Source organism: Pseudanabaena minima str. Chao 2107, from assembly GCF_051131155.1.
Classification (GTDB): Bacteria; Cyanobacteriota; Cyanobacteriia; order Pseudanabaenales; family Pseudanabaenaceae; genus Pseudanabaena; species Pseudanabaena minima.
In genome coordinates, this window is the sequence record NZ_CP159508.1 from 4,342,136 (window position 1) to 4,366,741 (window position 24,606).

The following is a 24,606-nucleotide window of genomic DNA, read 5'->3' on the forward strand; positions in this document are numbered from 1 at the left end:
AAAGCAAAGAAATTCTTAGATTAGAAATACGGTAGTGCTAAATAGGTAAGGATGTGCGGCGCGAAGCGCCGCACATCCTTACCACCATATTGCATACCAGAAATACATGTGCTTAGAGCGTTTTTCACTCAAGTGAAATGCGAATTTTTGTTAAAACTATCGGTTAATGATACTTTTAACACAGATGTAATAGTTTATATAACTGCAAATCCTTCTAAAGCTCGTTGTAAAGGGACATTATTCAGGTGAGACCAGAAGAGTCATCCACTCTTGAAATCAAAGAGATGCTTCATCACGTACTTACGGTTGAAGATCCACAAGGTTTTCGCAATTTTCTCTTGAATAATATGACTTATTCATTGGGACGAAGCTTGGGTAATTCGATTATTCTTCGATCTAATCTCGTATCGCGTCAACATGCGACTTTATTAGCCGTAACTTCTAAGAAGTCTTCATGCTTTTTCCGAATAATTGACGGCAGTATAGAGGGAAAGCGCAGTACAAATGGAATTTTGATTAATGGCAAAAAGAGATTTTCGCATATATTATCCCACGGGGACGAAATTCTATTCAGTAAAGATACTAAGGCGGTATATCAGGTGATCAGTGCGATTACCAATATCCCCAAAAGTAATATTTCTCAAAATCAGATTACTAAAAGCAGCTATCCTCATCTAAATGATTCGATCTTTGATGAGACTGAGCTATTTCGATTTTCTCCTTTACAGTCTATTGCCGATCAAGATATATCTGCCCATATTCATAAGACTGTTAACCAGTTCATTTCATCACCTGAGCTAAATCCACAACCAATTATTGAGTTAAATCTTGCTGGCAACATCTTATATCTTAATCCTGCGGCTTTATCTCAATTTCCTAATCTTGAAGAGATGCGAATTGATCACCCGTTACTTCAAGAACTGTTGGCTCAGTTATTGCCATTGGCTAATCCTGTCCGCAAAATTTTTATGCGCGAGGTGATGATCAATGACAAGGTGTTTGAAGAAATCATTCATTTTATGCCTTGGAATGAAGTCATTCGTATCCACATAGCTGATGTCACAAAACAAAGGCAAGCAGAGGCGATTATCGCCTATCAAAGTCATCATGACACGCTGACAGGGTTGCCAAATCGAAAATATTTACATGAACATTTGCTTGAAGTTATCAACAAATTAGAATATAAAGAACAAAAATTTGCTGTTTTATTTCTAGATATTGATCGCTTTAAGTTAATTAATGACTCGCTAGGACATAGCGTTGGGGATTTGTTGCTAAAAGCCGTTAGCGATCGCCTCAAGGGGTTGCTGAAACAGGGTGATTTAATGGTGCGTTGGGGAGCTGATGAATTTGCGATCGTGGCTATGGAGATTCATTCTACTGATGCCGTTGTCCAAGTTGCGGAAGCGATGATTCAAGCTTTGACTTTACCTTTTAACTGTGGCGGTCATGAACTTCATATCACTACCTGTATTGGTGCAAGTATTTATCCAGATCATAATACTGAAGTTGAAGGACTAATTCGGAATGCTGATATGGCAATGTATCGAGCTAAAGCTGAGGGACAGAATAGCTTTCAGTTTTATGTTCCGAATATGCAGGAACAGAGTTTTCAACGCTTATCGATGGAAAACAACTTGCGAAGGGCGCTAGAAAACAATGAACTGCTGACATACTATCAACCTCAGGTTGATCTGATCAGTGGTAAAATCATCGGCTTGGAAGTTTTGCTGCGCTGGAAACATGTTTCTTTAGGTTCGATTCCACCGAGCCAATTTATTCCTCTTGCTGAAGAAACAGGGCTAATTACAGCGATCGGAACTTGGGTGTTGCGGCAAACTTGTTTACAGGCGATCGCATGGCAAAATATGGGGTTACCGCCGATTCAAGTTGGTGTGAACTTGTCGATCAAGCAACTCCAGCAAAAGGATTTTCTATCTTGTTTACAACAAATTCTTGAAGAAACAAATCTTGATCCGCATTTTCTAGAACTAGAAATTACCGAAGGGATCATGATGGATAATGTGGAAGAAAAAATTATCTTGTTAAATGAATTCCGCCAGATGGGTATTCAGTTATCAATTGACGATTTTGGAACTGGTTACTCGGCTCTGAGTTATCTGAAAAATCTACCAATTGATACTCTAAAAATTGATCGTATATTTATTGAATACGTTACTCACAGCGCACATGATCGTACAATCGTGGCTTCAATTATTAATTTAGCCCATAGTTTGAATTTGAATGTGATTGCTGAAGGTGTGGAAACGATAGAGCAGGTGGATATATTGCGATCGCTTGGCTGTGATCTGATCCAAGGTTATTTTTTCTATAAGGCTCTACCTGCCGAAGAGATTGAGGCTTTGCTAAGGGCGCAAGGGGCAACGAAACCAAATAAAATCGAATCATAAAGAAGAGAAGTGGCGCAAAGCGCCACTTCTCTTCTTTATGATTCGATGCTTAACCACAATCTCAGGTTTAGCTCTTGGTTGGGTGAAGGCTTGATAATTTGGACTAGATCAAAATGATTACAGATGGGATCTTGTAAAGTAACCTCAACAGTATTTAACAAGTCTTGCTGGAAAGTGGTAACGGTAATCGTTTCACCAGATCCGTAATCGCGGAGACGATCGCTAAAGTTTTCTGCCGTGACTCGAATTCCTGCGATCGCGATTACCATGTCACCTGTGCTAATCCCAGCTTTTTGAGCAGGTGAGCCAAACTCAACTTTCTCAACTTCCGCAAGCCCGTTTTTAGTTTTTAGCGTCATCCCCGTAAAGGGAATATCTTGGCGAGATGTCCGTAATTCTAGCCCGAAGGGTTCGAGATAATAGTTATAGTCTAGTTCTTTTTTCCCATAGAGATAATCATTCCAGAAATTCGATAGGTCAGCACCTGCTACCGTCTCGATGACTTCATGGAGTTCCGCTTCACTAAAACCAATTTCTTCTTTCCCAAAGCGCTCCCACATAATCTGCATAACCCGATCAAGCGATCGCAAATTATTAGTTTTAGAACGAATTAGTAAATCCAATAGCAAGGATACTAATTCTCCTTTAAGGTAGTAGGAAATTTGATTGTTGTGGGTATTTGGATCAGGACGATAGAGCTTAATCCATGTGTCAAAACTAGAATCATAGAGGGATTGAACATTGCGCCCAAAGGTCGTTTGTAGACGGGTGATGGCTTTGCTAACTAGTTTGAGATAATGCTTAGCATCGTAAAGCCTAGCCCGCAGTGGGAAAATTTGGTCATAATAACTGGTAGTTCCTTCGCTAAACCAAAGTGAACTTGTGTAATTCTCATTGTCGTAATCAAATTTTTCTAGAGCTTTAGGACGAATTCGTTTTACATTCCAAGTATGGAAAAACTCATGGGCGACGAGATTCATAAATTGGAGATAGCTCTCTTCTTTGCGAAAGCCCAAACGGTTGTAGAGCAGGACGGTGCTATTTTTATGCTCTAGTCCGCCAAATCCATTGGCAGCATGAAGGATAAAGTCATAGCGATCGTAGGGTAATCCCCCAAATATTTCTGCTTCCACCGCCACGATCGCTGCCGTATCTTTAACAATACGCTGCATATCCGCATTATGTTGTCCCCAGACGACAAAGCTATGGGGCTTATCCATAACTGTGAATTCATAGCGCTGATGTATCCCAATCTCCAAAGGACTATCAACTAAAGTGTCAAAATCCTTGGCATAAAAAGTATTCGTAGCATTCTCAAGTGCTGGTAAAGCTGTCGCAATTTGCCAATTATCTTTGATCTCGCCAATCTCGACTGTATATGGCTGTTGCTGTTGTTCGGTCACGTACATAAATACGGCTGCACCAGTCAAAAAGGCATGGGTGCGATCAATATGATTAGTACGGACGGTTAATTCATTGCAGAAGATACGATAACGAATTTTGATGGTTGAATTAATGAGAGAATCATTGGGATGATCGCTATTACTTGCACATTTTATCTGCCAATGATTTTTACTGATTTTTTGCCACGATAGAGGCGTTCCCGACGCATCAGTTGCCTCAAAATCTTGCAGATGTTTGGCATATTCACGCACCAAATAGGAACCAGGTGTCCAGACTGGCAACTTAAGATCGATAAATTCAGCTTGCCAATCAGCGATCGCTAGTTCAACTTCTAACAGATGATTTTCTGGTTCTGGAATCGATAGACGGTAGTTAAATTGGCTACTAGAAAGGTTTTTCATGGTTTTTTAATTTATCGTTAGCATAGTCGGCGCTTTGCGCCGACTATATCAAATCATCGAGTTCTGCATAGTCTGGCAAAGTCGTATCGATCGCTATGCCATTTCTAAATACAGTGCGATCGCCTTGGGGACGAGATAGCAACTCATTATAGCTACGTGCTTTAAATAGAACCAAATCCGCAACTTGTCCAATCCCAATCTTACCAACATCAGATAAGCCCATTAAAGCCGCAGGGCGTGAAGTCACTGACTCGATCCAATTGTCATAGGGTGTATCTAAATGCGAAATTTTTGTTCCCATGCTGAAAACTTCTAATAGATCATGATCGCCAAATCCATAAAAAGGATCGCGGCAATTATCACTGGATAGCGCTACGGTTACACCCGCATCATTAAGTTCCCGCACTAGTGTCACCCCACGCCAGCGAGGTGTGCGATCGGCAACGCGATCCTGTAAATACAGATTGCACATTGGCAAACTAACGATGCCGATATTTGCTTCTTTGACGAGGGCGATCGTAGCGTTGGCTGTATCTTCATCTTGCACAGCCAAACTACAGCAATGCCCGCATACTATTTGTGAACTGAAATTATTTCTTAAAGCTGCTTCGGTAATATGATGCAATGTGCGTGACTCAGGGTCATTATTTTCATCTGCATGGAAATCAAGACTGAGGTTCCGTTCCATAGCCAAGGTCAGAATCCGATCTAAATGTTGATCTAGTTCGGGAGCCATATGGGCAATGCCGCCAAGAATGCAACCTAAGTCAGCGATCGCATCAGCAAATTGCTCTCCTTCCTCAGTTGCAAAATAAGAAAGTTGTACTAATGACACAGCTTGAAGGGTAATTTTCTGCTGCCATTTTTCGCGCAATTCTTTAAATACTTGCAATGTCGTTTTCACCTGATGCGGTGGACAATCTAAATGCGTCCTGATGGCTTTTGTGCCGTGGGCGTAACTACACTTCAGCCCAAATTCCATGCGGCGATAGAGGTCGTCATAGTTCCAATTGCCCTGCTCTGTGCAATCTCGATAAACACCTTTGAGTGCACCTTGAAATGTGCCATCTAAATTTGGACTACGTTCCCACATATGCCCTTTGTCAAGGTGTGTATGTAGATCGGCAAAGCAAGGAATCAGGAGTCCTTGCTTACCATCAATGATTGGGAAACTTTCGGTCGGGATTTGCGAAATCTGAGAGTTAGATAAAATATCTGTTATTTGACCATTCCGAATTTCGAGGTGACAAGGGAATAGGCGATCGCGTTGTAATGTTGGCGTGAGGTTAGTTTCTATATTTTGCCCAAGAATCTCACTATCAATAAAACAATTAGGAATCCGAACATTAACAATCCAATAATGCGAAGGTTCTGACATAGCGAGAATGATTGTATGTTTAGCTAAATATACCGTGATGTGTAATCCCAATTCACGAAAGTGTGACCACACTTTTGTGAATTACTGATGTTACGTGGATGGAATGCCTGCGATCATTGAAATCAAGGGCTGGCAAGGGGGCGCAGCCCTTACAAAATCTAAATTATTGGGGTAGGGGCAATCCCCCCGTGGTTGCCCTGTTATGCTAGCAGCAAGAGATTCATCATCTTAGTTCCATAAAATCAGTTAATTAAAAGCCAAACCCAGTAAGGGTTTTAAGAGCACAAAATGTGTAGCCATTTTGTGCTTTGGAATAACTATTTCTAGTCCGCCAAGTAGTCGTTGATTTTTTTGACTAGTTGTTTCAGGGACACTGGTTTACTGAGATAGTCATTTGCGCCCACGGCGATGCAGCGATCGCGATCGCCCTCCATCGCCAGTGCGGTCAATGCAATGATTGGCGTATCAACCAACTCAGGTATTTGGCGAATTTGCTGGATCGCTTCCAATCCATCCATTTCTGGCATTTGAATATCCATCAAAATCAGATCGGGGTGGGTTTGTTGAGCCAAATCAATCGCCATTTGACCATTGTGGGCAATGACTAAGCGATAGCCCTTGAGACTCAAATAATCAGCAAACAAGTTTATATTCGCCTCGTTATCCTCGGCGAGTAAAATTACTGGTGCGCCCTCGATTTCAGGCTTTATCGCCTCGGAGTTAGACGGAAGTGCAGGTTCTGGCTCAACGGATAATTCACAGAATGGCGAGATCGGAATTGTGATCGTAAAGCAACTCCCCACGCCTAGTTCACTAGTCAATCTGACTTCGCCGCCGTGTAGTTCAACCAAGCGCTTAACGAGGGCTAAACCTAATCCCGTACCGTTGTAGTTACGATTGAGAGCGCTATCAACCTGCACAAATGGTTGAAACAACCGTTGGATCTGATCTGCCGCAATCCCAATGCCAGTATCAACGATGCTAATTTCTAGGGTGTCATATGCGCCGCCTTGCGTGGTTTCGGCTTTACCCAGAAACTCGATGTAGTTTACCTGTAGGCTGATTTTGCCGCCGTTCGGTGTGAATTTGACGGCATTATTCAGCAGATTAATCAGAACTTGCCGAATTCGCCGTTCATCAAGGTTGATGATGGGCAGGTTGGCTGGAATCAATGACTCTAGTTGAATCTTTTTGCTGAAGGCTTGTTGCTTAATAAAGACCAAACTCGATTGACAAAGGGCTTCTACGTTACTTGGTTGACAAGATAGATGAATTTGTCCCGCTTCGATTTTTGCCACATCCAGAATATCGTTAATCAATTCCAGTAGGTGTTTGCTACTGTTCTCAATGGTTTGTAGAGATTGCATTTGCCGATCATTTAAGTCGCCAAAAATCTCCTCCTGAAGGATTTCCGTCATTCCTAAAATGGCATTGAGCGGAGTGCGTAATTCATGGCTCATATTGGCAAGAAACTCATCTTTGAGGCGAGTTGCTTTGATTATTTCTTCATTAATGCGTTGCAGTTGCGCTTCCGCCTGTTTGCGATCGGTGATATCAATGTTTAAACCAATCGTTTTTAAAATTTCACCTTGGGCATTAGACCTCTTGCAGAACCAAAAACATGTTAGATTTATAAGCTTTTTATCAGATCTCAAATTAAGCGATGAAATACGAAGCCAGTCAAAATCTATCAGCGACAGAATTTAAACGGTTATTTGGGGTAAGAAGAGAAACATTTGCGCAAATGACGGAGCTAATGCAACAAGCAGCCCAAAGCAAAGGACAAGGTGGTGTAGAACCAAAGCTAAGTCTAGAAGACCAAATATTGGTTACTTTGCAGTATTGGCGTGAATATCGCACCTATTTTCATATTGCTAGCGACTGGGAAGTGTCAGAATCGACGATTTGCCGCATCGTCAAAAAAGTAGAAAATGTCTTAATTAAATCGAAAAAGTTTCGGTTAGCAGGAAAAAAGTCATTGTGGCAGGAGAAGGCTCCAGCCATAATTGCCATTGATGTAACTGAGACAAAGGTTGAGCGCCCTAAATATCACCAGAAACATTTTTATAGCGGTAAGAAAAAGCATCATGCCCTCAAAGCCCAATTGGTGGTCGATCTGACTAATTTCAAGATAGTTTGTACCGCTTACGGTAAGGGCAAGCAGCATGATTTCTCATTATTCAAGGCAAGTGGAGTTCATTTTCACGCACAGACACAAGGTTTGGCAGACAAGGGTTATCAAGGCTTACAAAAGTTGCATCCTAACTCGCAAATTCCTATCAAAAAGCCTCAAAATGGCTCATTATCCAAGGAAGATAAGCGTTGTAATCGCCAACTTGCACGTCAACGTATTGCGATTGAGCATGTTAATCGTCGCTTGAAGATTTTTAAGATTCTCTCTTTACCTTATCGTAATCGTCGTCGTCGTTTTGGTTTGCGTTGTAATTTGATTGCTGCCATTTATAACTTTGAAGTCGCTCTTGTTGCTTCTAAAACTTTCTCTGCTCTGGATTAATTTTCAGTTCTGCAAGAGGTCTATTGTATTGGTTGAAGGCGTAGGAATCGATAAAGCGGATTGTACCATCGGGGCAAATAATCCGAAATTCGACTCGACATTCTTTAGATCCTTGATAGGCTTCTCGTTCAGACTGCTGTACCCAATCTCGATCTTCGGGATGAACGCGCTGTAACCAATCCTCATATTTACCAGAAAAATCCTCTGGCGAAATTCCATAAAGGCTAAACATGCGCTCATCCCAGATCAAGCGACTGTCACTTATTTGATATTCCCAAATACCAATGTTGGCTCCTTTTAGAGCAAATTCCAGACGATCTGATAGGTCTTGAAGTATAAGTTCAGCATTTTTGCGATCGCTAATATCGAGGTTCACGCCTACCGCACGCAATAGTTCCCCCTGATGGTTGCGCTGTTTGCAGGAGTACGACATAATCCATCGGACTGTACCATCGGGGCGAATGATGCGGAATTCTGTGTTGTAAATAGCTTGCTCCTCTGAAATGTCGGGCTGTGCATGGGGCAAGTCATCGGGATGCACACGACTGCTCCAGTCTTCGGAAGTACCATGAAACTCTTCGGGCGATACGCCATAGATAGCCAACATCCGTTCGTCCCAAAACAGTCGATTATTGGAGATATCAAATTCCCAGATGCCAATTTGAGCGGATTGAATCGCTAGTTCTAATCGTTCAGATAGCTCCTGCAATTTCTGTTCAGACTGTTTTTGCTTAGTAATATCCGCCGCAATTCCCACCGTTCCCGCAATGTTTAGCTGTTCTTCCCGAAAGGGCGTTTTGGTCGTTTCGAGCCATCCCCAAGTGCCGTCAGCCCGTGCGACGCGCTCCACTACTACCTTGCGTTGACTAGATTGTAAGACCTCAGCATCATCGTTACGATAGGCTTGAGCTAAGTCCGCAGGCCAAATATCAAAATCTGTTTTGCCTACTAATTCATCAGCCGAAACGCCACAGGCTTGGACGAAGGATTGATTTACTGCAATAAATCGACTTTGTTCATCTTTAATCCAAGCAATATGGGGAATATTGTTCATCAGCGCTTCGAGATGCTTTTGTTTAAGCATCAGTGCTTTCTCCGCAACTTTGCGATCGCTGATATCAACCACCATGCCATCCCAAATAACATCACCATTTTCTTGGCGATCGGGCTGAGCACTAATCTGTACCCATTTCATCCGCTCCCCCAACAGGAGTATACGCACTTCGGTCAAAAAGGGTTGCAGAGAGTCAGCCGAACTCTCAATAGCCATTTTCATCATCGGGGCATCATCCTTATGAACCTTCGCCCAGAGACAGCTAATGTCCTGACATACCGCTTCAGGATTCAATTCATAAATCTGCTGTACTTGGGGGCTGATATAGACCGCTTCATCACGACCATCAGGATGCAAAACATAGCGGAAAATCATCCCTGGGACACTTTCGGTCATGCGGCGGAATTGGGCTTGACTTTCTTGGAGGGCGAGTTCAATATTTTTGCGATCGGTAATATCTGTCAACGTGCCGATATAGCCCACTATGTTGCCATCATCATCGAATTCTTTCGCCACTTGGATATAACACCAAGTTGTAGAACCATCTGGACGGAGATGGCGACCTTCGCTGCCATGAATGATCTGACTCTCAGAATTAGAATGGGCATAGTATTCTGCCCATTCCGCAATGCTCTGTTCGCTGTCTTCGGGATGCAATGAGTCCATCCAACCATGTCCCAAAGCTGATTCCACGGGTCGCCCACTCAAAGCACTCCAGCGTTCGTTGACATAAACACAGTTGAGTGGCTCATCAAAGCGGAAAATAGCGACTGGAGCTGCCGCCGCGAGACTGGCATAGCGGCGCTCACTGGCTTTTAATGATAGCTCCAGCGTTTTAAGATCGGTGATATCCGCCGCAATTCCCACGGTTCCCGCAATGTTTAGCTGATCATCCCTAAAGGGTGTTTTGGTCGTTTCAAACCACCCCAAAGTACCATCAGCCCGTTTGCTAAGCTCCACCACCACCTTGCGTTGACCAGATTGTAAGACCTCAGCATCATCGTCATGATAGGCTTGAGCCAAGTCTGCTGGGAAAATATCATAAGCGGTTTTACCGACTAATTCTTCTGCCGAAACGCCAAAGGTTCTGGCAAAGGGTTCATTTACCGCAATAACTCGACCTTGCTCATCCTTAATCCAAGCAAGATGGGGAATATTGTTCATCAGCGCTTCGAGATGCTTTTGTTTAAGCATCAATGCTTTCTCAGCAACTTTGCGATCGCTGATATCTTGGTACGTCCCCAACACACCGATCACTTCACCTTGCAGATTGCGAAGGGGAAGCTTATTAGTTTCCAACCAAATGGTTTGACCATTGGCATGATGCAGAGTTTCCACAATCCCAAGTTTGGCAGTTTGACTCTCGATCACCTCCCGATCGTCGGCTCGGTAAAGATCGGCTTCCGTCTCTCCCCAAGGTAATTCATTATCTGTCTTGCCAATTATCTGCGCGATCGTCGAGAGTCCCGCATCGTCCAGAAAATTCTGGTTGCAGCCTAAATACACCGAATTGAGATCTTTCCAGAACACCGAAAGGGGAAACGTATCTAGTACCGTCTGCAAAAATTGTTCCCGTTCTTGCAGTTCCTGCGTTCGCACCTGCACCCGATTTCCCAGATCCTGATTTAGCTGCTGCAAAGCTTGGGTGGCTCGATCTCGCTCGATCGCGATACCTGCAATATTGGCAGCCTGAGCGATCCAGACTAGCTCCTGAGCTTGAGGTGCTTTCTGTTCGCGATAGTAAATGCCAAATGTACCTAATAGTGTCTGATCGCTGGCAAAAATCGGGATGGACGTACAGGCTTGTAAGCCATAGCAGAGGACAAAAGATTTGTCATTTCGCCATAGCGGATCGTTGCCGATATCGGTCACCACTACCAATTCGCGCCGAAACGCCGCAGTTCCGCAGCTACCCACGCCTTCTGCGATCGGTAAGCCCATTTCAGAGACTATCCTTGCATAGTCTGGAGGCAGGCTAGGGGCGATCACATCACCCAGTCGTCCATTCCGACAGAGGGTAATCGAACAACTACTACCCCGCAGATAGGTTTCCATCGTTTGTAGCAAATCAACCAACACATCTTTCAGTGGTTCTGCCTTGGCAATGCGTTCATGAATCTTTTGTTGGCTGACTAATAGCGATGCTGTAGCTTGGTGAATGATGGAATCTCTCAGACGTTTGAGAGATTCATGTTGGAGTACACCAATTAGTTGTTCTTGCGCGTCCACGATCGCTAAATGCGTAATTTGTGACGACTCAAAATAGGCAATCGCGGCGTTAATATTACGCAACTTCCTCAATTCAGATTGTGAAATTATGAGGCTGGCTGACGGCGATCGTTGCTGTTGCAAGAATTGTCTCAACGTTAGTTGGGCGATCGGCTGCTGTTGCGTTACTAGACGCATCACGTCTTTCTGCGTCAAGATACCTAAAACTTTTAGATCATCGGATACAATTACTACACAGGTTGACGATCCATTGTCCCCATCTATATCCTCTGTACTTAGGTTACTCATCTGTTCTACTGCTGAAAGCACAGTTGCTTCGACCCATGCAACTAAAGGGGTCGAAGCAATCGCCGCTTCCAAATTGCTTAGCATAGTGAAGTGAACCCTTAAGTTTCAGATAGTAAAAATATAGAGCAAAAAAAGCTCTTAGTTTGTATCTTGATTAGCTCTTAAATTTTAACGGATTTATTGACGTTACGCAGACAGAATTAATTCCTTCTGTAAACTAATTACCTACCTCTTTCAAGACGATCAATCGCATTTTCATACAATAATTTTTCTGGTTTTTCGGGATTACGAAGAAGTTTATATTCAACAAGCCACTTAAGTGTAGATTCATCACCATGCACTAATTGTAATAATCGTTTTCTTTTAGTATTTAATTTACTTTAAAGTTTCTGTCTGTATAATTCACGAAGTTTGATGGCATATTGATTAGCAGACTGATACTCACCATCTGTGACTAGTTTGTTATTTCAACAACAGATCCAACTAGAGGCGGTGCAAAATTATCGTCTTTACTATATCGGTTTTAAATGATTCACTAATGCGCGTAAGCCTAAACGATAGCTCTCCGCACCAAAACCACAAATCTGCCCGATCGCGATCGGTGCAATAAATGAATGATGGCGAAATTCTTCACGTTTATGGATATTGCTGAGATGTACTTCGACGGTAGGAATATTCACCGAGGCGATCGCATCTCTAAGCGCCACACTCGTATGTGTAAGCCCACCAGGATTGATCAAAATTCCTTGCTCTACCTGAAAAGCAGCATGAATTTTATCAATTAGCACACCCTCATGATTTGACTGTAAAAAGCTCAATTCTGCGCCTAACTCCATTGCATCTTGAGTTAGGCGATCATTAATTTGCGCTAATGTAGTGCTGCCATATACCTCTGGCTCCCGCAAGCCAAGCATATTGAGGTTTGGTCCATGCAAAACCAGAATTTTCATTCTTTAAATAGATTTTTCCTTTTTCTTTTTTCCCTTTTCCTTGTTAACGGAATTGCTCAAGGGCTTCACTAAAATTCATCGTTTTGGTAATTACTTCGACATTGGCATGGGGACGGGGAATTACAGTTGCCGACAAAAATAGAGCCTTATCCTTAGAACTCAAGACTTCAATTTGTTTAGCTGCTTCTACCCCAGCAGCGACTGCCTTTTGGACATCCCCAACAGGACCACGGATGATAATGGTTAGGCGTGCGCCGCTTACTTTCTCGTAGCCCACAAAAGTTACGTGAGCAGCCTTAACCATTGTGTCAGCAACGGCAAGTGCGGGAGGATGACCCAGTACCTCAACCAAACCAACTGCGATTCCCATAAGATTTCCTTGAGCTTGTAAATAAGCTAGTTAAATAATCAAATAACGGTTTTTTATCAATATCAATCATAAATCTCAATGGTATCGATTGAGTGATATGCATTGTTTATTTGCGATATAACAAAAGATAAAGAGCGCACTTTGGGCGCTCTTTATCTTTCCTAAGATTATTGGGATAATTCTACTGATTTTACAGCAATGACCAGTTAAGTTAGTCCTCAGAGATTATGTGAAAGTGCTGTTTTGCAACACTTTCACATAATCTCTGAGTTTGGTTTTGAGTGCAAAGTTTATTAGTTAAGCAAGTTGGGCGCGAATGGCTTCAACGCGATCGCGGTTGACTCCAAGATCCGACTTACCTAGCCGAGAAGCTGAACGTACCTCAATAACGCTTTTGTCAGTATTGAGGTAAAACTCAACATCATCGACATAGCCCATGAAAGCGCTGGTAAATTCAGCGTAAATATAGTTGCCTTCGGCGGTAATAATTTTGGTGCGGGGCATATTTTCAATTACCGCTTTGAGATCTGCTAATGCTTTAGCAGGATCACCTGTGTAAGTTAAGGGTGCGATTTTATGTTCTGCGTCGGTGCTTTGGCTAGAGACACAGTTAGGAGAATCAGGGCAATCAAGCAGCTTGCCATTAGTTACACCGATATTTGTGGGACGAGTGCCAGAAAAAGAAAAAATTGCCATAGGTGTTGCGATCGCAGAATTTAGAGAATAGTTGAGTGTATGTGCCGAAGCAGCAGGGACAAACCCGAAATAAGCAAGGGTAATAAAGTATAAGCTCGCGGCGATCGCGACAAGTTTAGACATATAGATATTGTTAGTTTCGCTGAGTATTTATACGCAAATGATTATGACACCTATGGACTCTTTCTATCTATCCATCAATAGGAACAAGGGGCTTAAGCCCCTTGAATGGAGAGTCGCGTTTCACGCGACTCTTCATTAACGTGAGTTCGATATCGCCATTTGCGGCGTGCTTCGCACGCCGCAAATGGCGAAAAATGGTAAGAATCGCTTAGCGATTCTTACCATTTTTCGCTTTCGTCGAACTGACGTTTCATTACTTCTCAAAAAAATAGTCCACGGACAAGGTTAAAAAGTGTGCCAAAAATGAGAGCAAGGGTCGCTAAAGAAGCGATCGCATTTCCTGCGGCGCGTTTGCTGGCTTCAATATAGTATCCCCATGCATAGGCGATGCGTCCCACAATCCACACAGCACCTAAAATTGCCCCCACATTTGGGTTCACAAAAATACTGAATAACCATAGAGCTGGCAGAAAAATTACAATTTGCTCCAGTGTGTTTTGGTGAGCGCGATAGACTCGCTCGAAGTCTTCGTTGCCTGTAGTTTGGGGCGGCATAATTTTGTATTTGACCCGCGCTACACCTACACCGATACCTAAGCCGAAGTAAACGAGTAATGCGCTGATCGTGGCGATCGCAGGAAATACGAGTGTTTTGATGTCCATTTAGTTAAGATAGTGGCGATATGTCGTTTTATGTTATGCCAAAGTTTCAAATCTATATCGGAATCGTCGCGATTGCAGGATTGCTTTTTAGCTGTCAGCAGACTCCAGTGACTAGCCTGACCAAACCAACTAATAATCTTGCGACGGAAAAAGCAATTAGTTATTTGCGATCGCAGCTTAATCTGTCGCCCAATGTGGCGATCGTGGCAGAGTCTCAAAAAACACAGGCAGCAAATATTAACGATTTATGTCAAACGACGGCTCCGACTCAGGATGGATTTGAGATTATGCTAATTGCAGAGGATACGCGCTACACCCTGCAAACTAATCAAGATGCAAGCAAGATTGAGATTTGTCGTTCTGAAGATGCTAAACCAGCAACAACAGGTAAATATACAGGTACAGGTTATATTCTTCGCTATCCTGCCGATTGGCAAGTGATTGATCTCGGTTTAGAAACTTCTGGTGCAAGTACGGTAATTTTTACACCTAGTCGAGATATTGCTAAGGGGCTAGATAAAAATGACTTAGTTAAACAACTACAACAAAAACAGCAAATCTATACGGTGGTTTCGAGGCAACCGATTGATAGCAAAGCGATCGCTTCTAGTAGTGCTGAAATTATCACAGATCTAAAAGAAGTTCCATTTGATCCCAAAGTCAAAGGGGCAAATTCAGGATTAAAAAAGGAATTTACCCAAAAATTTAGAGGCGAGACTGGTGATGCTTCTAGTAACTCCACAAGCTGGAAAGTCAAAGTATTAACTCTGGAAGCCAATAAATTTATCTACACAGTCAGCTATTACCAACCTGAAGCTTTTAATAGCCCAAATCCCGCAGCATTTGACCAATTTGCTAATAGCTTCGCTCTCATTTCCACAAATTAGAATTTATGGTAGTCCTAAAAAAGAAAGGATTTATGGTGGTAAGGATGGGCGGCGCTTCGCGCCGCCCATCCTTACCTATTTAGCACTACCGAATTTATTAGATGGTTATTACAGCGCATGTGATATTTGGACAGCGATATCGCATAGTTTATGCTGATCATAGGCAACGCGATCGCGGCAAGTTGGTGCGATAAAGTGAGAGACTTATCTGTGGTGAATTGCAAACATTTGAGCTACGAGTTTGAAACAACGATCTTTAGGAAAATCTTCAAAGCGCTCTTCCTACTGGCAGATGCGAGATTACGTCTATCCCCAACGTTTTCTCATTGCTAAGGCATTTCTATGTACGCTTGTCTTTATCGGTACAATGCCTCTGCTTGCTGAACTTTTAGGGCGAGTTGCTCAAGCGTTGGGCAAGGGGGATGTCAATGCGATTATTCAGATCGCGATTTTCACCGTAGTTATGTTTGTATTTCGAGGCTTGGGGCAGTATGGGCAGGACTCGATGATGGCTCAGGCTGCTCTCAATGCCGCTAGGGATTTGCGAGTTGATGTGTATACCCATCTGCAAACCCTTGATTTAGATTATTTTGCCGAATCGCGCACTGGCGATTTGTCCTATCGCCTCACTGAGGATATTGATCGCATTGGCGAAGTCATCGGCAAATTTTTCCATCAGTTTGTGCCGTCAGTCTTGCAATTGATTTTTGTGCTGGCGTACATGATCTATTTGAATTGGATTTTGACGCTGACTACGCTGGCAGTTGCACCTTTGATTGCTTTGTTAATTGCGTGGTTTGGCGAACGGATGTTAAACCTCAGTCGCCGCAGTCAAGATCAAGTTTCTAATCTCGCGGCTCTACTATCAGAAATTTTTAGCGGTATTCGTCTGGTTCGCGCCTTTGCCACTGAATCCTATGAAATCGAAAGGTTCAAGCAGGAATCAGAACAAAATAGCCGTCGTAAATATGCCGCCGATCGCGTTCGTGCTATTCAATACCCTGTAGTTGGTTTTTTGGAAGCCGCAGGAATTTGCTTCTTGTTTTTATTAGGAGGTTGGTTAATCTCTAACAACTGGCTCAAGCCTGAGCAGTTTGTAGCCTTTGGTGCGGGTGTGGCATTACTGATTGACCCAATTTCTAATACCACCAATAGCTACAACGAACTCAAGCAAGCAGAGGCTTCCGTTGATCGCATTTTCGAGATGTTTGAGATTCAGCCCGTTGTCACTGAAAAGCCCAATGCGATCGCTCTTCCTGAAGTCACAGGCAAAGTGGAATATATTAATGTTGGCTTTTACTATCAAAGCGATCGCCCTGTGCTGACAGATATTAATCTTGTAGCCAATAAAGGTGAAGCGATCGCCCTAGTCGGAGCATCAGGGGCAGGAAAATCCACCTTGATGAGCCTCTTGATGCGGTTCCATGATGTGAAGTCTGGACAAATTCTCATTGATGGCTATGATATTCGCGATATCCAAATCAAAAGCCTACGTCGCCAGTTAGCCCTTGTTCCGCAAGAAAATATCCTCTTTTCAGGAACCGTTGCCTCGAATATTGCCTTTGGACAGAAGGATTACGATGCCGAAGCAGTGGAACAAGCCGCCAGAATTGCCAATGCCCATGATTTTATTATGGAACTTCCCCAAGGTTATGATACTTGGGTGGGAGAGCGTGGCGTAAATCTCTCTGGTGGTCAGCGTCAAAGGATTTCCATTGCTAGAGCCGTTCTCCATAATCCCAAAATTCTGATCCTCGATGAAGCAACTTCCGCACTTGACACGGAATCAGAAAGCCTTGTCCAAGAGGCATTACAACGCTTAATGCAAGGTCGCACCGTATTCATCATTGCTCATCGCTTAGCGACGATTAGAAATAGCGATCGCATTATCGTTCTAGAACAAGGTCAAATCGTGGAATCAGGAACCCATGATGAACTGCTGCAAAAGGCAGGACGCTATGCCCAATTGCATTCTCGCCAGTTTGATACAATAGGCTAAGCAACTCTAAGCAACTTGTGCAAGGAGCCTTCTATGTCTCCCTATCTGCTCAAAAAGCCCAATCTAATTCACAAGAATCTGCCATCCTCTGAAGAATTGCCAGATTCCGACGAAACGCCTGTGGACTATCAACTACAAGATCTATTGCCACACCTGCTGCTCAGCGTCCTAGCCACGATTTGGGCTGAGCGCATGGATTGGTATTTTGGCGTGGATATGGGAATTTATTACGATCCTGATCAGCCAGCGATCGTTCCTGATGCGTTTTTGGCGTTGGGTGTGGAGCGCATTATTAACGATGGATTGCGTCTTAGCTATGTACTGTGGGAAGAAGAACAGTTACCAATTCTGACTTTAGAAGTTGTTTCTCGGAAATATCGTAATGAATATAGTGACAAAAAAGATTTCTATGCAGATTTAGGTATTCTCTATTACGTCATTTACAATCCCTATCGCCGCCGATTACCTAGTTTTGAAGTCTATAAACTGGTCGGAAATCACTACGAAAAATTGCAAGGCAAATCAAAACAAGAACCTATTTGGCTACCAGAAATCGGATTGGCGATCGGTGTCGAACATGGCACATATCAAGGTATTTCCCGTGAATGGGTCTATTGGTATAACGAATCAGGCGATCGCTACCTCACCCCTGAAGAAACAAACCTCCAACTAAAACAAAAAAATCAAAAATATGAGGATATGCTGCGATCGCTAGGGGTTGATCCTGATGCTATCTAAAACCAATTTCTCAAATTACAGGTCTATCGATTAATGAGTTAGAAGCTTTAAAAGCCTCAAACCTTTAGCGTATTATTAAGACCTTGTGATTTCACAGATTTATAGTTAACAAAAATTTTAAGTAACTTTTTAGAATGTCTCTAAACCAGCCCAATTTTGCAACCCTCTTAGAACGTGGCGTTGTTGAAATATTTCCCAATAATGAATCCGAGAACCTCCGCGATCGCATTGAAAAGAGCGATCGCCCCCTCCGCATTAAATTAGGTATCGATCCCACCCGTCCTGACTTGCACCTCGGACATACCGTTGCCCTGCGAAAACTGCGTCAATTCCAAGATGCAGGACATAAGGCAGTATTAATTATTGGTGACTTCACGGCTCAAATCGGCGATCCCACAGGACGCTCTGAAGCCAGACCTCGCCTCACCCCTGAAGAAGTTGCCTATAATGCCGAAACCTATTTAGATCAAGCGAAAAAAATTCTCGATTTTTCTAGCGATCGCTTTGAGTTACGCCGCAATGGTGAATGGTTAAATAAGCTGGATTTACAGCAAATTATCACTTTGCAAGCAAGTATGACGGTGGGGCAGATGCTCGCCAAAGAAGGATTTAGCGATCGCTATGAAAAGGGCAATCCGATTTACCTGCATGAATTTTTGTACCCACTTTTGCAAGGCTATGACTCCGTAGCGATCGACTCCGATGTGGAGCTAGGCGGCACTGACCAAAAGTTTAATATTCTGGTTGGACGCGATCTGCAACTAAAAGATATTAATCGACAAGGCAAAACCGCCCAATTTGGACTATTACTACCCTTGCTGGTGGGCTTAGATGGCGTTCAGAAAATGTCTAAATCCCTTGGCAACTATGTCGGACTCACCGATGAGCCATTGAGTATGTACTCCAAACTCGAAAAAGTCCCCGATGCCCTTGTGGATAAATATTTCGAGCTACTCACCGATATCGATCTCGCCACTTTGCCCGAAAATCCTCGCGAAAAGCAAAAACAACTCGCTCTCGCGATCGTTAGCCAATACCATAACCCTGAAGCTGCACTCCAAGCTCAACAGGATGCCGAAAAAATCGTCCTCGCTGGAAATACTACCGATCTCGGTGATATCCCTGAGTTTGACCTTGCGCAAATTAATTTCCCTGCCCCCTTGCATTATTTAGTGAAGGCTTCTGGACTTTGCAAAAGTAACAGCGAAGCTCAAAGCCAAATCAAAAATGGTGCTGTCAAACTCGATGGTGAAAAATTAGGCGATCGCACTTTTGCCAATGTTACAGAATTATCAGGCAAGGTCTTACAAGTCGGGAAGAAAAAATTTTTGCGCTTAACTTAAAAGAGTGGTGGCGCATCGCGCCACCACTCTTTATCTTGAGGAATTATTTCAAATCTTTGGAGATAGCGGCTAAAGTCGTCGAAAGTGTGGTGACAGTTGCATCTGTAGACATTGCCTTTAAAGCTTCTAGAGCTTGTGCTGCTGCAACCGCATCTGAACCATTGGCAGTGTTTGTAAGTCCATTGACGATTTGATTAAATGACTCAATTGCTAGAAATAGTTTACTGAGGTCAATGGTCTGAGATTGTCCTGATTCACTATTAAAATTACCAGAAACCAGCCCAGTTAGGGCGTTAATCAAATTTGAAGCAGGTGAGCCACTATCAACATTAAGTCCTAAGCTTGCAAATTGATTGCTCAAAGAGCTTTGAGCGGCAGTAACACTAGTACTATTTCCATTACCATTGCTCAAAAGTAAAACTATATTGGCAATATTAGGATTGCTTTCAGATGCATTTAACAATGATGTGATCGTATTGTTGATATTAATGCTTAACAAATTGCTTTGAGAGCTAGACGGGATATTCAACAAAATGGGACTGCTGGAGGTTTGACTCCCTGTTTGGACTGGTACAGTACCAGCAAAGACAGGTGATATTCCAGCAAAAGAGATCACAGAAGCGAGAATTGACAAAAATATTTTTTTCATAGAAATTTGGCAGCTAGGTGATTTCAGAGCGATCGCAACTTATCCCAGAACTAAAAATGGCTTAGCCATTTTTAGTTCTAAAAAACTTACTGGGTTTGGGTTTTAATTCACACAAATGTTGTCTTACTTTCGTGAATTGGTATTATCCGATGAGTTAACCTTTCCCAAAGGTTAACTCAAACTTATCTACGTCCAGAGTAGTTAAAGCCATAGCTAATACCAAAGATAACTTGAGTGCCTGCATTACTGTTGTTAGTAACATCAGAATAGGTCAGGGTCAGGTTTAAAGGGAAAGTGACATCTGGTAAAAAGCCCAACCCGAAGTTTAGCCCTTGCCCAGACCACGCCGTACTCACAGCCCATTGAGGGTCAAATTGGTAGCCAACATTAGCAAACACACCAACCCCATCATTGCTAGTAGATTTGCGATAAGTACCACCGCCAACACCAATAGTCGCGACCAAAGGCTTAGGACTGCTAGAATTTTCTGGATCAGTTAATTGTGAGATCGTGGCGGCTCCGTAAACCGAAGAAGGTGTGCCGCCTGCATTTGATCCATAGTTACCAAAGTTTGTCCAGCCAACGGCAACGGCTGCTTGAGTTTTGGAATCTTGATAGATAGAACGATGCACTTTGAGATCAAAGGAGCCATTAGAACCAAAGTTCCGAATACTATTGATATTGAAAACACCTTCTACTGCAAAATACTGATTAGCATCTCCTAATCCAGTCCCGACAGAGACACTGCCATCGACAGTGTCTCTTGCTCGACCAGCAGTTGAGCCTAAAACACTGATAAAGGCATCACCTGTTTGCAGACCGAAAGCAACAGGAGTACCAGCATTCAACGAAGGAGTGTAAATTTGCCTGAATACGTTCGGAGATGGTGGTTGGATTGGTCGAATGAGTAGTTGTTGCCGAATGATATCTGGAGAGTTGGATGTTGCATTTCCTGTTTGGGCGATATCTGTACTAGCTTGGGCAATTTCTACAAGATGAACATCAGGTTTTGTGGAGATTGAGATAGAAGAACTCCGATTGAATGATGGGGGGATAGCCACAACATCTATTTGAGGTTTTAGATCCTTCGCAGTATCAGGCAACTTGTTTTGTGGTGCTTTTGCTACTCCCTTTTTAGGGGTTTGCTTGGCAGTTGTAGAGTTTCTTGTGCCGTTCTTAGAATTATTTTTAGGCGTTGTGGAGTTGGTTACTTTGCCTTTAACAACTTGTGAATTGGTTACTTTAACATTCTTGGCAACTTTCGCCTGTGCAGAGAGTGCATTGATTGGTACAAGCGCCATAAATCCCCAGACTGCACCTGCGGACACCAGCATTAATTTATTGATCATAGAGCTTCCCTTTTGCATTTTGTATATTCCTCACCCACAAGCTAACTTCGCTGTATTAGCAGAAATCGTGCAATTCTAGGCTGATTAGGCTTATGCTGATTAGGCTTATATAGTCGGAACAGTAGAGAAGCGATCGCTTCTCATTCACACAACACAAAAATGCAATACTCTTTTAAATCTTCGCACGATTTCTCTGATGCTGAAGGCTTTAGATTGTATATTATTATGCCATTAATAATCAGGTTTTGTCAGAATTGTCAGCAATGAGCATTATATAGCTGTCGCCAAGTGTACAAGGATATAAAACCCAAGAAGAGAATGGCGGCGCGAAGCGCCGCCATTCTCTTCTTGGGTTTTGCTTTTGTCCTAACACAATCGATGGCAGCTATAAAAAATAGTTTTTTGAAAGCCTGCTATAGGTTGTAGTGTTTTCAGTGCCTGTGGCACTAAAAACACTACATAATGAGAATTGCTGCTGAAGGTTACTAAGCAATAATCTTGAAATCTAATCATCGGTTTACAAAACTATTACGGGCTAACTTAAACGCTGTTTTACGATCGCAGCCAGAGATACTACCCCAAAATTCAAGTCTTTTGGTTGCGGTTTCTGGTGGACAGGATTCGCTATGTTTAGCGAAGCTTTTACAGATGCAAAGGACAAAGTTTAATTGGAATTTAACGATCGCCCATTGTGATCATCAGTGGCGTAGGGACTCTGTGGCAAATGCTGAACATGTTGAACATATTGCGAAGGAATGGGGAATTGCCTTTTGTTTGAGAACATCCGCAAGCTTGCTTACCAGTGAAGCTGATGCGCGACAGTGGCGCTATGCCATGCTGGTGGAGATGGCGAATACTCACAAATGCGATTATGTGGTCACAGGGCATACTCGTAGCGATCGCGTTGAGACATTGCTGTATAACTTGATGCGTGGGAGTGGAGCCGATGGCTTAGCGTCCTTGACTTGGATGCGATCGCTTACTGATGACATTAAGTTGGTGCGTCCTTTACTCAATGTCAGCCGTCACGAAACCTTAGGATTTTGTCATGAGCAGCAAATTCCAATTTGGGAAGATAGCACTAATCAAAATCTAGACTATCGTCGGAATCGTTTACGTTTAGAAACGATTCCCTATCTGCAAGAGCATTTTAATCCTCAGTTAGAAATGGCGATCGCGCAGACTTCAGAACTTTTGCATAGCGATGTCATTTATTTAGAGGAGCAAGCTAAGAGTTTTTTTGTAGATAATATGACGGTGATTTGGGATGATCAAGCGCCTCGTTTACATCGTCAACGTTTACAAGAACAACCGTTAGCTTTGCAAAGAAGGATTTTGAGGCAGTTTTTGGCAAAATATTTGGTGCATCAGGTGAATTTTGAGGATATTGAGCGATTTTTAAATTTATTGACAGCTCAAAATCGATCGCAGAGTGCACCATTTAAAGGCAATATTTCCGCTTTTGTGGAACATCCTTGGATTGTTCTGCATATTAGCTAGAAGGTTTGCTTTGCAAACCTTCTAGCTATTTTCCGCCAAGGGCAATCAACGCAAAGAAACTGCCGCTATTCCAGAGGCAGTGCAGTAGCATCGAAGAGAGTAAGTTCTTTGAACGCCAATAAACAAAGCCCATCACCATTCCTAAAATGCTAAGGGGAATGATATCCGCGACATTTAAATGGGCTAAAGCAAAGAAAAAACCACTGAGGGCGATCGCACCCCAAACTGGTAGAAACTTGCTCAATGAAGGTAATAGAAATCCACGAAATAGGTATTCCTCAAAAAATGGTGCAGCGATCGCAAGGGTTGTCCAGAGTAGAAACTTGGGCAGATCATTTTGGCTTTCAGTCAAGATGGGTAATAAAGGATTACCGCCACCTTGGCCTTGTAGGAATTTTTGGCTAATTACAGAGACGATCAGTACTAAGGGAACTGCGGCAAAATATCCGCCAATTCCCCAAGCTAACCATTGTGGCGGCGTAATTTTGATGCGAAACCAGCCTTCGGGTAAAGGACGGTAGGCGGCAAGGCTAGCCTGTAAAATTGGCAGCATAGGAATAACGGAGAGCGTATAGGGAATTAAGACTAGTAATGCTTGGGTGGTGAAATCTTCACTGGCTCTTGATTGCAGACCTAAGAACTCAAAAATTAATGGCAACACTAATTGAGTCATTAAGCAAAATGCGGTAAACCATAGCACCATTACTTCCCAAGTTGTCTCGATTCCCCAAGGCACTTGCCAACTGATTTGATTAGGATTTGTGTCTAAGTCGCTTTTGCGATGGAATGGAGACGATTTACGAAAGAAAATCCATTGCACTAGTAAGCCTAACCACACTAAGATTCCCACACTGCCACCGATGAGGGGAATGGAATTAACAACTACTAAACGATTAATTGCTAGATTAACTTCTATTTGGGCTTGTTGTTCAAGTTCAGGTAATTTCTCATCTCTTTGTTGAGCTTGATACAGCTTGGTCAGAGCCACTTTGCGATACCAGCCATCAAGGGTTCGCCGAATCTGAGTTTCGGCATTAGGAAATAACATCGTTGGCTCTGACCATAATCCTTTGAGAATCTGGGCGGTTAATCCATAGCTACTCATGGATTCTCCCTCTAATGCTGCTACGTCTTCCCATGTAGCGATCGCCCCTTGAATATTTCCAGTCTGCATTTGCAGAAGCCCTGCACGAATGCTGATTTCACTAACGCTAGTTAGCTTCTTTTGCTGTTGTTTAGAAATAGCCTCTAGATCATAGCCTCCTGAATCTGGATTTAGTACTAGGCGATCGAGGCGCGTGAGTGTGGATTTATTGGCTTTGAGAACTTCTTGATAACTACTGAGAGCCTGTGTATAGATGTCTTGAGGTTTACTTTCACCGATTAGGACTTGAAAGATATCATCTTTTTGGAGACGACCTTGGCTATTCTCTGTTTTTGGGTCTTGAATTTGTGTGGCTTGCAAAATCAAATCAGTTTGGAGCAAGTCTAGTTTTGTCTGCTCCTGCGGATTATTCCAGCTTGCCTGTAAAGTGAAAACAATAAATAAAACAGACAATAAGCTGAGCATACTTAACAGTAATGACTTAGCATTCAAAGATTTTTCATGCAGAGGCTTAGAATCCATTCTTGTAGTTCAGGCGATAGGGCATTGCAAAGC

The 24,606-nt window shown here is 42.9% G+C and carries 18 protein-coding genes; 7 read left to right on the top strand and 11 right to left on the bottom strand.

The window, feature by feature from the left end; all coding sequences use genetic code 11:
* Positions 1–284 precede the first annotated feature (284 nt).
* Entirely contained in the window at positions 285–2,411 is a 2,127-nt protein-coding gene (locus ABM313_RS19700; protein ID WP_434684859.1) for an EAL domain-containing protein, read from the top strand.
* A gap of 35 nt (positions 2,412–2,446) precedes the next feature.
* Here the strand turns inward: ABM313_RS19700 and ABM313_RS19705 are convergent, their stop codons facing one another.
* The 3 genes from ABM313_RS19705 to ABM313_RS19715 all read right to left on the bottom strand — a co-directional run bounded on the left by ABM313_RS19705 (position 2,447) and on the right by ABM313_RS19715 (position 7,249).
* Complete coding sequence (locus tag ABM313_RS19705; protein WP_434684861.1) at positions 2,447–4,216, bottom strand: M61 family metallopeptidase; 1,770 nt, start codon at positions 4,214–4,216, stop codon at positions 2,447–2,449.
* 43 nt (positions 4,217–4,259) lie between these two features.
* Complete coding sequence (locus ABM313_RS19710) at positions 4,260–5,594, bottom strand: cytosine deaminase (protein WP_434684863.1); 1,335 nt, start codon at positions 5,592–5,594, stop codon at positions 4,260–4,262.
* Positions 5,595–5,917: 323 nt separating this feature from the next.
* Positions 5,918–7,249, bottom strand: coding sequence for an ATP-binding protein (locus tag ABM313_RS19715; RefSeq protein WP_434684864.1), 1,332 nt, complete (start codon positions 7,247–7,249; stop codon positions 5,918–5,920).
* A gap of 8 nt (positions 7,250–7,257) precedes the next feature.
* Here ABM313_RS19715 and ABM313_RS19720 point away from each other — a divergent pair, with 8 nt between their 5' ends.
* Positions 7,258–8,109: an IS5 family transposase gene (locus tag ABM313_RS19720; RefSeq protein ID WP_434684046.1), complete on the top strand. Its 852-nt coding sequence runs from the start codon at positions 7,258–7,260 to the stop codon at positions 8,107–8,109.
* Here the strand turns inward: ABM313_RS19720 and ABM313_RS19725 are convergent.
* The 5 genes from ABM313_RS19725 to ABM313_RS19745 all read right to left on the bottom strand — a co-directional run bounded on the left by ABM313_RS19725 (position 8,084) and on the right by ABM313_RS19745 (position 14,481).
* Positions 8,084–11,764, bottom strand: coding sequence for a PAS domain S-box protein (locus tag ABM313_RS19725; protein ID WP_434684865.1), 3,681 nt, complete (start codon positions 11,762–11,764; stop codon positions 8,084–8,086). The two genes, ABM313_RS19720 and ABM313_RS19725, sit on opposite strands and share 26 nt — an antisense overlap.
* 428 nt (positions 11,765–12,192) lie before the next feature.
* A complete protein-coding gene (gene aroQ, locus ABM313_RS19730; protein ID WP_434684866.1) occupies positions 12,193–12,630 on the bottom strand; it encodes a type II 3-dehydroquinate dehydratase in 438 nt (145 codons plus the stop codon).
* 43 nt (positions 12,631–12,673) lie between these two features.
* A complete protein-coding gene (locus tag ABM313_RS19735; protein WP_434684867.1) occupies positions 12,674–13,000 on the bottom strand; it encodes a BMC domain-containing protein in 327 nt (108 codons plus the stop codon).
* Between the two features lie 297 nt (positions 13,001–13,297).
* On the bottom strand, positions 13,298–13,819 hold the full coding sequence (locus ABM313_RS19740; RefSeq protein ID WP_434684868.1) for a DUF1499 domain-containing protein: 522 nt from the start codon (positions 13,817–13,819) through the stop codon (positions 13,298–13,300).
* Positions 13,820–14,079: 260 nt separating this feature from the next.
* A complete protein-coding gene (locus tag ABM313_RS19745) occupies positions 14,080–14,481 on the bottom strand; it encodes an MAPEG family protein (RefSeq protein ID WP_434684869.1) in 402 nt (133 codons plus the stop codon).
* Positions 14,482–14,516: 35 nt separating this feature from the next.
* On the opposite strand from ABM313_RS19745, the gene ABM313_RS19750 reads away from it, so the two are divergent.
* From ABM313_RS19750 to tyrS, 4 genes are all read left to right on the top strand, one after another.
* Positions 14,517–15,368, top strand: coding sequence for a hypothetical protein (locus tag ABM313_RS19750; RefSeq protein WP_434684870.1), 852 nt, complete (start codon positions 14,517–14,519; stop codon positions 15,366–15,368).
* 292 nt (positions 15,369–15,660) lie between these two features.
* Positions 15,661–17,367, top strand: coding sequence for an ABC transporter ATP-binding protein (locus ABM313_RS19755; protein ID WP_434688533.1), 1,707 nt, complete (start codon positions 15,661–15,663; stop codon positions 17,365–17,367).
* A 33-nt stretch (positions 17,368–17,400) separates the two neighbouring features.
* Complete coding sequence (locus tag ABM313_RS19760; RefSeq protein ID WP_434684871.1) at positions 17,401–18,105, top strand: Uma2 family endonuclease; 705 nt, start codon at positions 17,401–17,403, stop codon at positions 18,103–18,105.
* A gap of 134 nt (positions 18,106–18,239) precedes the next feature.
* Positions 18,240–19,448 (top strand): tyrosine--tRNA ligase, encoded by a 1,209-nt coding sequence (gene tyrS / locus ABM313_RS19765; RefSeq protein ID WP_434684872.1) that lies wholly within the window; start codon positions 18,240–18,242, stop codon positions 19,446–19,448.
* Between the two features lie 43 nt (positions 19,449–19,491).
* On the opposite strand, the gene ABM313_RS19770 is transcribed toward tyrS, so the two are convergent.
* Positions 19,492–20,097: a hypothetical protein gene (locus ABM313_RS19770; RefSeq protein WP_434684873.1), complete on the bottom strand. Its 606-nt coding sequence runs from the start codon at positions 20,095–20,097 to the stop codon at positions 19,492–19,494.
* A 182-nt stretch (positions 20,098–20,279) separates the two neighbouring features.
* Positions 20,280–21,446, bottom strand: a complete 1,167-nt coding sequence (locus ABM313_RS19775) for a hypothetical protein (protein ID WP_434684874.1) — start codon at positions 21,444–21,446, stop codon at positions 20,280–20,282.
* Positions 21,447–21,944: 498 nt separating this feature from the next.
* Here ABM313_RS19775 and tilS point away from each other — a divergent pair, with 498 nt between their 5' ends.
* A complete protein-coding gene (gene tilS / locus ABM313_RS19780; RefSeq protein WP_434684875.1) occupies positions 21,945–22,946 on the top strand; it encodes a tRNA lysidine(34) synthetase TilS in 1,002 nt (333 codons plus the stop codon).
* Positions 22,947–22,971: 25 nt separating this feature from the next.
* On the opposite strand, the gene ABM313_RS19785 is transcribed toward tilS, so the two are convergent.
* Positions 22,972–24,573: a lysostaphin resistance A-like protein gene (locus tag ABM313_RS19785; protein WP_434684876.1), complete on the bottom strand. Its 1,602-nt coding sequence runs from the start codon at positions 24,571–24,573 to the stop codon at positions 22,972–22,974.
* Between the last annotated feature and the right edge of the window lie 33 nt (positions 24,574–24,606).